16 protein-coding genes are annotated in these 13,075 nt (G+C 61.1%); 10 read left to right on the forward strand and 6 right to left on the reverse strand.

What is annotated here, in order from left to right; all coding sequences use genetic code 11:
• The first annotated feature begins 57 nt into the window (after positions 1–57).
• Both CLV85_RS08840 and CLV85_RS13435 read left to right on the forward strand, forming a co-directional pair.
• On the forward strand, positions 58–231 hold the full coding sequence (locus tag CLV85_RS08840; RefSeq protein WP_100389158.1) for a CsbD family protein: 174 nt from the start codon (positions 58–60) through the stop codon (positions 229–231).
• A gap of 51 nt (positions 232–282) precedes the next feature.
• On the forward strand, positions 283–444 hold the full coding sequence (locus CLV85_RS13435) for a DUF2207 domain-containing protein (protein WP_147433359.1): 162 nt from the start codon (positions 283–285) through the stop codon (positions 442–444).
• Between the two features lie 335 nt (positions 445–779).
• On the opposite strand, the gene CLV85_RS08845 is transcribed toward CLV85_RS13435, so the two are convergent.
• Positions 780–1,481, reverse strand: a complete 702-nt coding sequence (locus tag CLV85_RS08845) for a polyamine aminopropyltransferase (RefSeq protein WP_100389159.1) — start codon at positions 1,479–1,481, stop codon at positions 780–782.
• Positions 1,482–1,621: 140 nt separating this feature from the next.
• Between CLV85_RS08845 and CLV85_RS08850 the strand changes: the two genes are divergently transcribed.
• Positions 1,622–2,347 (forward strand): tyrosine-protein phosphatase, encoded by a 726-nt coding sequence (locus tag CLV85_RS08850; RefSeq protein WP_100389160.1) that lies wholly within the window; start codon positions 1,622–1,624, stop codon positions 2,345–2,347.
• Between the two features lie 42 nt (positions 2,348–2,389).
• Here the strand turns inward: CLV85_RS08850 and CLV85_RS08855 are convergent, their stop codons facing one another.
• From CLV85_RS08855 to CLV85_RS08875, 5 genes are all read right to left on the reverse strand, one after another.
• A complete protein-coding gene (locus CLV85_RS08855; protein ID WP_189621806.1) occupies positions 2,390–3,361 on the reverse strand; it encodes an FHA domain-containing protein in 972 nt (323 codons plus the stop codon).
• Positions 3,362–3,363: 2 nt separating this feature from the next.
• Complete coding sequence (locus tag CLV85_RS08860) at positions 3,364–3,627, reverse strand: hypothetical protein (protein ID WP_100389322.1); 264 nt, start codon at positions 3,625–3,627, stop codon at positions 3,364–3,366.
• A 172-nt stretch (positions 3,628–3,799) separates the two neighbouring features.
• Complete coding sequence (locus CLV85_RS08865; protein ID WP_100389161.1) at positions 3,800–4,366, reverse strand: DUF4395 domain-containing protein; 567 nt, start codon at positions 4,364–4,366, stop codon at positions 3,800–3,802.
• Positions 4,367–4,448: 82 nt separating this feature from the next.
• A complete protein-coding gene (locus tag CLV85_RS08870) occupies positions 4,449–4,904 on the reverse strand; it encodes a TlpA family protein disulfide reductase (protein WP_100389323.1) in 456 nt (151 codons plus the stop codon).
• Positions 4,905–5,059: 155 nt separating this feature from the next.
• The gene (locus CLV85_RS08875; protein ID WP_157847487.1) at positions 5,060–5,860 is read right to left on the reverse strand and encodes an SDR family NAD(P)-dependent oxidoreductase; all 801 of its coding nucleotides are present in this window, start codon (positions 5,858–5,860) and stop codon (positions 5,060–5,062) included.
• Positions 5,861–6,085: 225 nt separating this feature from the next.
• Here CLV85_RS08875 and CLV85_RS08880 point away from each other — a divergent pair, with 225 nt between their 5' ends.
• The 7 genes from CLV85_RS08880 to CLV85_RS08910 all read left to right on the forward strand — a co-directional run bounded on the left by CLV85_RS08880 (position 6,086) and on the right by CLV85_RS08910 (position 13,068).
• Entirely contained in the window at positions 6,086–7,816 is a 1,731-nt protein-coding gene (locus CLV85_RS08880; protein ID WP_100389163.1) for a dihydroxyacetone kinase family protein, read from the forward strand.
• 47 nt (positions 7,817–7,863) lie between these two features.
• A complete protein-coding gene (locus CLV85_RS08885; protein WP_100389164.1) occupies positions 7,864–8,325 on the forward strand; it encodes a ribose-5-phosphate isomerase in 462 nt (153 codons plus the stop codon).
• A gap of 2 nt (positions 8,326–8,327) precedes the next feature.
• Positions 8,328–9,146: a triose-phosphate isomerase family protein gene (locus CLV85_RS08890; protein WP_229820200.1), complete on the forward strand. Its 819-nt coding sequence runs from the start codon at positions 8,328–8,330 to the stop codon at positions 9,144–9,146.
• 11 nt (positions 9,147–9,157) lie between these two features.
• The gene (locus tag CLV85_RS08895) at positions 9,158–9,874 is read left to right on the forward strand and encodes a GntR family transcriptional regulator (protein WP_100389165.1); all 717 of its coding nucleotides are present in this window, start codon (positions 9,158–9,160) and stop codon (positions 9,872–9,874) included.
• Positions 9,875–10,156: 282 nt separating this feature from the next.
• Positions 10,157–10,921 (forward strand): SDR family NAD(P)-dependent oxidoreductase, encoded by a 765-nt coding sequence (locus CLV85_RS08900; RefSeq protein ID WP_100389166.1) that lies wholly within the window; start codon positions 10,157–10,159, stop codon positions 10,919–10,921.
• Between the two features lie 99 nt (positions 10,922–11,020).
• Entirely contained in the window at positions 11,021–11,959 is a 939-nt protein-coding gene (locus CLV85_RS08905) for a sugar phosphate isomerase/epimerase family protein (RefSeq protein ID WP_229820198.1), read from the forward strand.
• Between the two features lie 128 nt (positions 11,960–12,087).
• Positions 12,088–13,068, forward strand: coding sequence for an ABC transporter permease (locus tag CLV85_RS08910; RefSeq protein ID WP_147433361.1), 981 nt, complete (start codon positions 12,088–12,090; stop codon positions 13,066–13,068).
• The last annotated feature ends 7 nt before the right edge of the window (positions 13,069–13,075 follow it).

Consider the following 13,075-nt stretch of genomic DNA (forward strand, 5'->3'; position numbering starts at 1 on the left):
CAGCGCTGGCAGGCACGCCACGCCAACCCCCACTCCCCCACATGATTAGGAACTCTTATGAGCGCATCAGACAAGTTTGAGAACGCTGCCGAGGATCTCGCTGGCAAGGCAAAAGAGGCCACCGGAAAGGTCACCGACAACGAAGAGCTCGAAGCCGAAGGCCGTGCCGATCAGGCCAAGGCTGACCTGAAGAAGGCCGGCGAAAACGTTAAAGACGCCGTTTCGGAATAGCCCTTCCGCACGTCTCACACTCCCCCTCTAGCTTTTCCCGAAAGGTACATCATGAACACTCTTCTTATCGTCGTGGCAATTATCGCCGTCGCACTGCTCCTCACCGGCGGACTCGTGCAGTCGCTCAACTTCCTCCTTTGGGTTGGAATTGTGCTGGCTGTCATCGCCGTCATCGTCTTCCTCGCTCGCAAGCTCACCGGTGGTCGGGTCTAACACCAACAGTCTGCAGAGCTAGCTGAAGCGGTTCATCAGCCCTCCCCCCAGAGAACGATGAACTGAACGAGGTGCGCGCAACCCCCTGGTTGCGCGCACCTCTCTGTTATCCACGCACGAACCGAGGATCCCGAATGTGCAAAAAAGCTAACGCTCGCTCTACGAACACCCCACAACTTCTGGGTGTGGCTGCTGACCCACCGTGTGACGGGGATTCGGAGGTGATCGCGCCGCCGTTCCCTCCGCTCTCAGCGAGTGAGCACGCAGCACTTCATGCGAACGAAGACCCGATCGCCGAGTGGGTTGAAGAACTTGCCCCTACGACCGAGCCCTAACTAGGCGCGTTTCGTCCCGACATACACGGTGTTGGATGAGACCCCACCGGTCAACGCATTGTCGAAATCGACCGCGTGCGCGATGGGGTTCTCGAAAACCTGCCCCAGGCGCTCCATGAATTCATCGTCACTCGGGTCATCCGACCACAGTGCAAAGACTCCGCCGTCGCTGAGATGAGCGCGCACGCGGCGAAGACCGTCGACGGTGTAGAGGTCAGCGTGGCTGGGGTCGAGCTGGTGGCGAGGTGAGTGGTCGACATCCAGCAGAATCACGTCGTACGGCTCAGTCGGCTCCGCACGCATCACGGCAAAGAAGTCGGCGTGCGTGAGGGTGGTGCGGCTATCGCCGGTAAGTTCTGCGGATACCGGAAGCAGGCCGCGATTGTGCCAATCGATCACGGCGGGCAGGGCATCGATCACTTCGAGTGACCCGACGCGCGAATCGGCAAGCGCGGCAACCGCCGTGTACCCGAGACCGAGCCCGCCGTTGACGACGCGCAAGTTGTCGCCGCTGGCTGCCGCTAGCCCGAGATCAGAGAGAGCGATTTCGGCAACGGTAAAGAGGCTCGACATGAGGTACTCCTCGCCAAGCTTCACCTCGTACACGTCCACGCCGAGCGTGGGCTCTCGTCGGCGCCGCAGGTTGAGCTCCCCCATCGGGGTCTCTTGAAAGTCGAGCTCTTCGAAGCGGGAGATAGCCATGGGTTGAGCCTACGTGGCTTGCGCCGCGCCGCGCTCTGCGGTTGGGCGACGCCGACAACGGAACCGCCTCTTCATCTGAGTTCGCCGTGACTGCTGGCTGAACTATCGCTCTTCGCGCGACACCTCCATATGCTGAGGAAATGACAGCATTAGAGTGGGATGGCTACCTCAACGCGCGCGACTTGGGCGGCTTCCCCACCGCACTCTCCAGCACCGGCAAGACCCACTTCGGTCGGATCGCTCGTGGGCCGCGCCGAGAGCGCTTGACCGAAACCGGGTGGGAACATGCTCGCGGGTGGGGCCTGGCATCCATCGTCGACCTCCGCTGCGCTCACGAAGTTGGGCCCGGTGAGGGCGACCACGCGATTGCCGACCATGTTTTCAACGGCATCGCGATCATCAACGCCCCCACGGAGGATCAGAGCGATCCCGAGTTTTGGGAGACCTGTGCGCCCATTCTCGACTCCCCCGAATACTGGGCTCACAATTGGCGACTGCAGCCCCAGCTCGTGCGCGGTGCTCTCGATGCGATTGCCAGCTCGACACCGGGAACCCTCGTGCATTGCAGCGCGGGCCGTGACCGCACCGGCATGATCAGCGCTCTGCTCCTGGGCAACGCTGGGGTTGAACCGGATGCTGTCGCCGCTGACTATGCGGCATCCGTTCACGCCATGGCGAGCATCGAGTCGCTTGCACCGGGCACTGAGCCACAAGAGATTCGCTCGAGCGCCGAGGTCGATGACTGGATGACCGACAAACTCCCTATCGTTCACGACACCGCTGCTCGCACTCACGAGATCTTTGACGACCTCGGTGTTTCAATTGCGACGCGTTCAACATTGCGCGGGCTGCTCATCGCTGAGTAGCCCGCGCAGTTCGTCGCGTCGTTTAGTGCCGCATCGGACGCGCTATCGCGTCTCGGGAACTTCCGGCCCTTCCGGCAGCACCACTGGTTCCGCTTCGGCGCGATGACGCCCAGGTTGCGGCTTCTGATGCCCCATCTCGCCTCCGATACGACCGCCAAACGGACGACCGTGGTCGGCGTACTCTTCGCGGAAGAATCCGAGACGCCACTCTCCCATTTCCATTCGCGCGCCCGTTCTGAGCGTGCGCGCACCGGGATCTTGCCCCCTGAGCGGACGCGATCCGCCACCCACCGCTCCGATAGCGTGAAGGACGTACTCGTCGTCATCGTCGTGACGAATCTCGGCGTGGATGGGTTCAAGCCCCGGCAGCTGCAGGTCAGCAGCAGAAGATGACCCAATGGTGGTCACTTCTGATCGCAGTTCGAACTCCCGCGGCATCTGGCCATTCCAGTTTTCCGAGCCGACGACAAAGAAGAGTCGAGGGCGGCCCGCACCCGGCGCGTAGTGAGTCGTGGTGATCTGTCGGCGCACGAAGCGGTCGAACGTCGGTGCGAGCGGCAGTAACGTGCCGGGTGGAAACTGCATTTCGGATGCCGTGGCCCCGGCCGAATCTCGGCGCCGCAAAAGCGGAGCAATCGCAGCGCGGCTGCCGAGGGAGATATGCGGTGAACCAGTGAGCACTCGTTGCGCAACGGAGGGTTTGATTGCCCCGACACGAGCGATGAGCCCGAGGGGCCCGGTGAGCGCCACGGTGAGCCCGCGCTCGGCTAAGGCCTTGGCCGCGATGCGCACGTCTTTGAGCTTGACCGTGCGTGCCTGCAGAAACAGTTCCGGCTTGCTGGAAAAGACTTCAATGTCCGTGCCGCTGGCACTGATCGTTCCGGTCATCTTCTCTGTCTCGAGCGGTGCTGCTCCAGACTCTCCGCTGTCTGAGGACGCGTCATCCGCATCGTCAAAGATTGGTTCGATGAGGGAGAAGGACAGATCGATGTCGAACCTCGTTGAGGTACTCATCGTTACGGGGCGGTCGGTTCGGAGCCGGATCCCTCGCTGGTGGTCACCCGAAGGGTGCCGTTGAATTTCCAGGTCGCGCGCGGCGCATCCTGACCAACATCGCGAGGAACTTCGACCGTCATGTCGATGAAGTTGTAGTCGATTACGGCACTTCGACCGGTGAGATACGACCACATTTCTTTACCAAGATCTGTCCAGTCTTGGATGTTGTGGGCGTCGGGGCCAGAAGCGCTGCTCGAGGCGGAGGGGGTATTGAGATCAGACATGGTTTCTTCCTTTTCGCTCGCGTTGAGGAATCGGGCAACCATCGTGTTCGGTAGCCGCCCACTGTAATGTCACGATAATCGCGCACCGCAGTCGGAGGAAGAGTTGCGGCTCAGGTCACGGCATACTCACTGGGAAGGAGGGCGAGCAGGGCGGATGCTCACGCTCCCCTAATTACGCTGCGGAGCGAGCGCGACCGATCAGACCGGCGCGCACGAGCAGCACGTAGAGCTGGCATCCGAGGCAGTAGTCGAAGACCGAGTTCAGGAACGCGGCGATGAACGCCAGGCCAGCGAAGATCACGAGGGCGTAGGGCACGGCGGCGAGGTGCAGAACGACGCCGAGCACGGTGATGACAAAGCCGACGCCCTGCGAAAACGTGGGTGGGCGCGGGTCTTCGAGGTGGCTGGGTGCGCTCAAGCGCGGACGAACCACTGCCTTGAAGAAGAGACCGTAGGGGTGACGCTGGATGCCGGCGAAGGCACCCCACGCGAAGAGCGCAGCGATGACGGCAAAGAGAATGAACGACGGCTGGCTGGCGCGCTCGGCGAGTGTGGCCGGGAGCGCTGCTGCGGCATCCAATCCGAGACCGATCACGGTGAGCAAGAGCACGGCGGTAATGCCAGCGCCGAAGCGGGGACCGCGCGGGTCGATTCCGGCTTGGCCGGGCTTGGCGGCGAGAGCTGCTTTGGAACCAGAGAGCTGAGCCGCTCCGGCGGCGTGGGTGTCATTCGTAGTCATGGAAGTCGCTATCTGTGATGCGCTGGGTGCGGGTGCGGGGTGCGGGCGCTGTCTCGGGGTGGACGGGTTCGAAAACTGGTCGTTAGACCAACGCGGGGGCGAGCATCCGCCCCAGTTCGGCACGGAGGTCGTTGATCTTGGGGGCGCCGCCGATGCGGGCCTGCAGCACACCGTTGCCATCGAGGATGAACGTGGTCGGAGACTGCAACAGGTTGAACTGGTTGGCGATCTCGGGGCGCGAGGTGACATCCACGTCGACGTGAACGACTGAGCCGGTTCCGTCATGGAACTCGTCGGCGAGGGCGCTCAACTGGGTGCGGACCGTGGGGCAGATTGCGCAGGCTTCGGTGGAGAACTGGAGCAGAGTGACGCGGCTGCCGAACGGGGCGGCACCCGGAATCGAGATGCGATTCTCTTCGGATGCGGCGGTCGAGTCGTCAGTTCGAGTGTGCTTGATGCGGCCAGTTCGGGCACGCCAGACCAGGCCCAGCACGGTGGCGAGTGCCACGAGGCCGAGAAGCACAGTCAGGGTTTCCACAGCGTTCACCTTTCGAGGTTATTGCGAGTTCGGGCCTGTCGGCGTTGTGTGACGGGAGGTTACTGGCCCCACGTGCCACTGTGACGACAAAAGCCCCACTCGACTTGGTACTCAGAGAACAAGTCGAATGGGGCCTCAGATATTCCGTTCGACAGCTAGATGCTGTTGTGGTCCTTTACTGCGGCTTCCATGTCGGCCAGACCAGGCGCCATTGCGGCGTCGACGGCGAGTGGGTTGGACGCGTTGAGCTCCTGCATCCCACGGCCATCGGGTGCCGATGCGTTGATCTCGTGCTCGTCTGAGGCAAGTCCGGTCATGACCTGAGCGACGACGTCAGAAACGGGGCGGCGAGTCCAGTCGGCGTTCTGACTGCTCATCATCTCCGTGTCAGTAGCGCCCGGGTAAACGGTGGCCACGTGCACGCCGGTGCCGTGCAGTTCGCGACGCATCGCTTCACCGAACGCAGCAAGGCCGGACTTGGTGGCGGCGTAGACCGCGTAGAACGGCATCGCAACGAGGGCGATCTCGCTCGAGATGTTCAGGATGAGGCTGCCGTTGGCTGCCCCACTGGTGCGCAGCTGAGGCAACAATGCCTGCGTGAGCAGCACGGGTGCGGTGAGGTTGAGGTCGATCATCGCGGTGGCTTCAGCTGCGGTGGACTCTTCGAGCCGTCCGGCACGCACGTTGCCGGCGTTGTTCACGAGAAGGTCAATGGTGTCCCACGACTTCACAGCGTCAGCCACGTTCTGCGCGCCATCCGCTTGGCCGAGGTCTTGAACCAGAATGTCGGATGTTCCACCCGCCTCTTTCACGAGGTCAGCAGTCTTCTGCAGGGTGGCTTCCGTGCGCCCGACGAGCAGCAAGTGTGCTCCCTTCGCGGCAAATTCGAGGGCAAGGGCTTGGCCGATTCCTTGGCCAGCTCCGGTGATGATTCCGCGACGATTTGTGAGATCCATTGTGGGGATCCTTCCTGATGTGGGGACGGATCGCGGTGGCGACCCGGAAGCGAACTCGCGTTCTGTACCGAACGGTAACACGACATTCTGAGATTTACTACCGAACGGTTTCATATCAACATCGGCGCACGAAACGGGGACGCATCGCATCACTTCCTATTTCCTATAGTATCTTTGAATGCGCGATTGCGTAGAACTGCAGCTCAACGATGAGGAGCGAGAACAATGACCCGTTTGTGGAACGAACCAGCGGACTTTGCCAACGAAATGGTCGACGGATTCATCCGCGCCAACACCAAGTGGGTCCGCAAAACTTCGGGTGGTGTGGCTCGCTCCACCCGCTCCGAAAGCCCGGAAGTGGCAGTCGTCATCGGCGGCGGCTCAGGCCACTATCCCGCCTTCGCCGGACTCGTCGGACCGGGACTGGCGCACGGCGCGGCCATGGGCAACCTCTTCGCCTCCCCCTCCGCCCGCCAAGTGGAATCAGTAATCCAAGCGACGCACCAGGGGCGCGGTGTGCTTCTGAGCTACGGCAACTATGCCGGAGACGTCATGCACTTCTCTACCGCTCAGAATGCAGCACGAGCCGCCGGTATCGAGTGCCGCTCCGTTGTCGTGACCGATGACATCTTCAGCGCTCCGCCCACCCACAAAGAAAAGCGGCGCGGTATCGCTGGCGACCTTACGGTCTTCAAAGTCGCGGGCGCCGCAGCGGCAGCCGGTCACGACCTCGACAACGTCGAGCGCGTTGCGCTCCTAGCCAACGAACGAACCCGCACCATGGGCGTCGCATTCTCCGGATGCACGCTCCCAGGTGCATCGGAGCCACTGTTCTCGGTGCCAGAGGGCCGTATGGCTATCGGCTTAGGCATCCACGGCGAACCGGGCCTCGAAGAGACTGATGTACCCACCGCAAACGAACTGTCTGAACTCTTCGTCGAACGACTTCTGGCCGAAGCAGAGATTCCTGACGGCGTAACGCCTCAGGGCGCTCGTGTGGTTCCGGTACTTAACGGGTTGGGCTCTGTTAAGAACGAAGAGCTCTTCGTGCTGTTCTCCCGCATTGCCGAGTTGCTCGAGACCGCTGGCATCACCATCGTTGACCCTCAGGTGGGCGAGTTTTGCACGAGCTTCGACATGGCGGGGGTCTCTCTGACCCTGTTCTGGCTCAACGACGAACTCGAAGAACTCTGGAACGCGCCGGCAAACACACCAGCTTTCCGAACAGGTTCAGCGCACTCGGGTTCGCTCATTGCCGCCGAAGACGAGAACGCGGCGGTCGCTGACGACGCGATTGCGGAGGCCAGCGTCGCATCACAGACGGCAGCGGCCAGGATCACCACCATGCTTTCGGCCATGAGCAACTTGGTCGCCGAGAATGCCGATGAACTTGGACGCCTGGATTCCGTCGCCGGTGACGGCGATCACGGTATCGGCATGCAACGTGGAGTGAACGCTGCCGCCGCCGCCGCCGCGAAAGCTGCAGAGCGTGGGGCAGGCGCACAGACCTTGCTCAACCGCGCTGCCGATGAATGGTCAGATCGCGCCGGTGGCACCTCGGGCGCACTGTGGGGAGTGATCCTGAAGAGTATCGGCGAGCACCTCGGCGACACCGCCGAGATCACAGCCGGCTCGGTCAGCGCCGGAGTCAGCGCCGCCAGCGACGCCGTCATGGCGTATGGCGGAGCAGCGGTGGGCGACAAGACGCTAGTAGACGCCTTGGTTCCTTTCGCCACCTCACTTCACGAGCGGGTGGCGGCCGGCGACAGCCTGGCCGCGGCGTGGGCCGAGGCCGCACGACTAGCGACTCACGCTACCGAACGCACAAGCGACATGATGCCCGGGCTCGGGCGGGCGCGCTCCCACGGCGAGAAGTCGCTGGGAACGCCAGATCCCGGCGCGGTGTCGCTGTCACTGATCGTGACAATGCTCGGCGCCCAACTCGCTGACGCCTAAATCTTCCACCGAGTTCATCATCCATTACAGAGAAAGTAGAGAACACTATGTCCACGACATGGCGCGTTGTCATCGGCTCAGACGAGGCCGGATTCGACTATAAAGAGATCATCAAACGCGATCTGGAGAACAATTCACTTGTTACTTCAGTTATTGACGTTGGGGTGTCGGCCGATGCTGCGAAAAACTACCCCGGCGTAGCACTTTCTGCAGCCGAGACAGTGGCAGCAGGCGACGCTGACCGCGCTGTCTTGATCTGTGGCACCGGTTTGGGAGTCGCAATCGCCGCCAACAAAGTTGCCGGCATTCGTGCGGTCACCGCACACGATTCTTTCTCGGTAGAACGAAGCATCCTTTCCAATGACGCTCAGATCTTGTGCATGGGCCAGCGCGTTGTTGGCATCGAGCTTGCACGCCGCAATGTGCGCGAGTGGCTGACCTACGAGTTCGACGCCACGAGTGCGTCGAATGAGAAGGTGCAAGAGATCTCCGCCTACGAGAACGCGTAGCGGTGAACAACCCCGGCAGCATCACGCCCGTGCAGGTTGGCGTTAGCTTGAAGATGTATTTCAGCCACGAACGTGCTGTTGACTGGTGCACCGCCGTCGCAGAGATCGCCCGCACTCACGAGGTTGTGCTGTCGGGTGCTGTCGAGCTGTTCGTCATCCCTTCGTTCCCCTCTATACCCGCCGCACAACAAATCCTAAAAGGCCTCGCCCGAGTCGGAGCCCAAAACCTGAGCACCGAGGATGTCGGCGCGTTAACCGGCGAGGTCAGCGGCAGCGTTCTTACCGAAATCGGGTGCACCGTCGTCGAGGTCGGCCACGCGGAACGTCGGGAGCTCTTTGGCGAAACGGATGCAGTAGTTCGCGCCAAAACTGCTGCAGCCCTGCGCAACAAGCTGCGCCCCGTGCTGTGCATCGGAGAGTCTCACAAGTCATCGGCCGCTGAGGCTGCGGTGGAGTGCATCCGCCAACTCGATGATGCGCTCCGGGATGCTGACGCCCACGGTTATCAGGGCGCGATTACGGTCGCATACGAGCCGCATTGGGCGATTGGCGCCCCCGAGCCCGCCTCCGCTCAGCACATTCAGGAGGTCTGCACCCGTCTCCGAGCGTACGCCCGCCTCCTTAAGCTGCACCCCGAATCCAGCGTGATCTACGGAGGAAGTGCTGGCCCGGGCCTTTTCACTGAACTCGCCGGCACAGTGGACGGCCTTTTTCTAGGTAGGTTTGCACACGATCCGACAGCTATCCGCTCGATCCTCGATGAAATAGGTAGAATCACTTCCGATCGCACATCCGACCGTCCCGCCGTGGCCGGTCACTAGGGAAGGCTCCAATGACGACTGATTCGCTGTTCACATCGAACTCGTCGCCCTCCATTGAGCGCCGCGGACTGCGCGACCACGTCTACGACCGCGTGCTGGACGTGCTTCTCGGGCCGGGCGTTGAGCCAGGGTCTCGCCTCTCGATCGACACGATAGCTCGTGACCTCGGCGTCTCCCCCACCCCGGTGCGCGAAGCCCTTGTCCAGCTCGAGCGCACCGGCCTCGTTTCCCGTGTAGCCAACAAGGGATACACGGTTGCCGAACCCCTCGCAGCAGACCAGCTCGAGTCGCTATTCGATGCTCGGCTTGTGCTGGAATCGGGATCTGCTGCAATCGCTGCGCGGAATCCGGAAAGCATCCTTCCAGCGCTCGAAGAAGCACTAGCCGAACATCTCAAACTCACGGCGGCAGTTCATGACGCCTCGGAGGCCGGGGATATTCCGCTCGAACTCCTTCGTGAGTACTTCGCTGCGGACTGGAATTTTCACCACCTGATCTTCGAACACACTCACAATCCCTTCTTGATCGACATGTCGGAAGCAATCTCGACTCGCGTCCATCGGATGCGACAAACCGTCGCCACAGGCGTGAGCGATGCAGAAGAAGCAACTGCGGAGCATCGTGCCATTCTTGACGCTTTCTCTCAGGGGCCCGAAGCAGTCGAGGCTGCTATGCGTAGCCACATTCTCAAGGTGCGCGATCGCGCTCGCGATGATTCCGTCCGGTAAGTAACACAACTCTCTCCAAAGGTTTCGGAGCGCTTTCGCGCGCATCCGGTGGCTTGCAACCAGCCCGCCCCAGCTCGACCCTTCCGCCTTCGCCGAGCACTGTATAGGTGTCTCGCCTGGGTGCCGCTTTGCGGGGCCGCAGACGCCTAGATCTGGGCAATCGCTCCGGTTTCGGCGATGCTGCTGACGGTTCATCTTGCGTCCGATTCGAAAGATGCTATATGATCTACGATTAGATGCATCGGGTGAATAAGCCCGAGAATCAACAAAGGAGTTGGCAATATGGATTTCCCCACCGAACGCACCGTAATCGTCACCGGAGCAGTGTCTCCCCGCGGAATCGGTCGCTACACGGCGTCCTATCTGGCAGAGCGCGGCTGGAACATCGGAGTGATCGATGTCGACCACGACAGCTCCGTTGCAGTAGCCGAAGAGCTCGCAACCACTTACGGCGTCAAGGCCCTCGGCTATGGCGCGAACGTCACCGACCCTGAGTCAGTGGATGCCGCCATCACCTCCTTCGAAGCCGGCCTTCCCCAGATCGTTGCTTTGGCCAACATCGCGGGTGTCAGCTCCCCCGTGCCGTACCTCGAGGTCACTCCTTCTGAGTGGTCGCGCGTGATGTCGATCAACCTCGATGGCGTTCACAATGTCTCGCAGCGCGTCGCTCGCATTTTGGTTGCCAACCGCATCGGTCGCATCGTCAATATTTCTTCCGTTTCCGCCCAACGCGGTGGCGGCACGTTCAGCAAGACTCCGTACTCGGCGTCGAAGGCTGGCGTGATCGGCCTGACTCGTTCGGTTGCCCGCGAGCTCGGTGAGTTCAACATCACCGTCAACGCAATTTCTCCTGGTCCGATCGACACGGACATCATGGGCGGCACACTTTCGGATGCTCGCAAAGATGAGCTGACACAAGATCTGCTCACGAGCCGAATTGGTACGCCGCGGGATATCGCCGCAGCCATCCACTTCCTCATTGGCGAAGAGACCGGCTACATCACAGGCCAGACTCTCAACGTCGACGGCGGACTTTACCTTCACTAACGATCGGGCTCACTTCAGCAATCGCTGAGTTATCCGTTCTCTTTTCCCTTCTGCACTTTCGCCCGGCTACGGTCGCGCCATAAACGTAAGGACAATGACGTGTCCGCTTATACCGCCGAAAATTGGCCCATCACCAGCTGCATGCTGGGGCTGGATACCACCACGCGCAATGGAACGCCTGCCCAAGTTGCGGGTCCAGAATTCTGGAAAAAGCAGCTCGCCAAGATTGCGAACCAGGGTTTCACGAATGTGGAGCTGTCTGACGCGTGGCTGAAGCCTGCTTTGTTGAGCAGCGGCGAACGGGCCGAGCTGGTTTCCATCGCAGCAGAGCTCGGGATGAAGATTCCGTCAGTTCACATCCAGCGAGTCAGCGTGATTGAGCCGGGAAAGGAAGCCGAGAACCTGGCGTACCAACACGCCTCAATCGACGCTGCAGCGGAGATGGGCATCAGCGTCTATTCCACAGGGTTGCACCAGCCGTTCAACAAGGCTCAGCGTGACGCTCTCTGGTTCTGGAATGGACAGGGCCCGATTGACCCGGTCGGCGACACCGAGGTCTGGAATACGGCAGTCACTCGCATTCGGGAGCTCGCTCGTCACGCTCAAGACCTCGGAATGATCACGTCGCTTGAGATGTACGAAGATACCTACATCGGCTCTTCCGATAGCGCTGTTCGTTTCGTTGAGGATGTCGGAACCGACCTCGTCGGCATCAACCCTGATGTCGGCAACTTGGTTCGACTGCATCGCGAGGTTGAAGACTGGCGCGAGACCTATGCCAAGACTCTCCCCTACGCCAACTACTGGCACCTCAAGAACTACACCCGCGACGAGGCTGCCGACCACTCCTACTACGCAACCGCCCCGAGCACGCTGCGTGACGGCGTTATCAACTACCGCGAGGTAGTCGAACTCGCTGTTTCGTTGGGATACAGCGGGATTCTTACATGCGAGCACTATGGTGGCGATTCGATCAGCGTGTGCGGCGAGAACCAACGCCATCTCCGCGGGCTGCTTGCCGAAACCCTGGCTAGCTAGACCGTTGATCTGACAACCACCCCGCCCGACCCTCGACGTTAGAGAACCGGCGAATCCCGAAGTGATTTTGCCACGACCCAGGAGACAATGATGACTCTCAGCATCAACCGAACCGCTGGACTTTCAGCGTGACCGCGACAGTAGCCGAGCAGCGTACGCCGCGCTCGGGGTGGAGCAAGTTCGTTGCCACATATCGCATTGAGGCAGCTATGTTGGGTGCGCTTGTCGTGCTCGCTGTTGTGTTGACGATCATTGAGCCGCGCTTCTTGTCATCGTCAAATATGCAGAACATCCTGTCGCAGGTCATGGTGTTGGGCATCATCGCGATCGGGCAGACACTGGTCGTCCTCACGGGCGGCATTGACTTGTCGGTCGGTGGCATCGCTGCCGTTTCCATTGTGATGGGCGGCTTAGTCATGCCGAGTGCCGGCGTTCTCGTTGGCGTCAGCGTCATGTTGCTCGTCGGACTGCTGGCGGGGCTCGTCAACGGAATCCTAGTCGCCTACGTCAAACTCGCGCCGTTCATTGTGACGCTCGGGATGATGTCGATCACTGCGTCGCTGGCGTATGTGCTCTCTGACGGCCGCTCGATCTTCAACTTGCCCGACGCATTCGCCTTCTTTGGCAAAGGCAACATTGCCGGCGTCAAGTTTTACGTGATCGTTTTCGTCGTGCTCTACATCGCCGCCCACATTTTCCTCACCCGCAGCAAGCCGGGTCGATTCATTTATGCGATCGGCTCGAACCCTGAGGCAGCTCGCCTTTCGGGCATCCGGGTCTCCTTCTATCAGGTGATCCCCTACGCCGTCACGGGTCTGCTCTGCGCTTTGGCGATGACGATCGAGTCGTCTCGACTCGGCACCATCGACCCCAACACGGGTAGCGGTTTCGAGCTGACCACGATCGCCGCCGTCGTCATCGGTGGCGCTTCGCTCATGGGCGGCAAGGGCAGCGTGCTTGGCACACTCATCGGGATCTTCCTCATCGGCGTTCTTCAGAACGGGCTCAACATCATCGGTGTCAACGCCTTCTGGCAGGGCACCGCGCTGGGAACTGTGATCATCCTCGCGGTCGTCCTCGACCGGTTGGTCCGCGTTCGCAAGCGGTAATTTTTCA

This window comes from Salinibacterium amurskyense (assembly GCF_002797685.1).
In the GTDB taxonomy this organism is placed as follows: domain Bacteria; phylum Actinomycetota; class Actinomycetes; order Actinomycetales; family Microbacteriaceae; genus Rhodoglobus; species Rhodoglobus amurskyensis.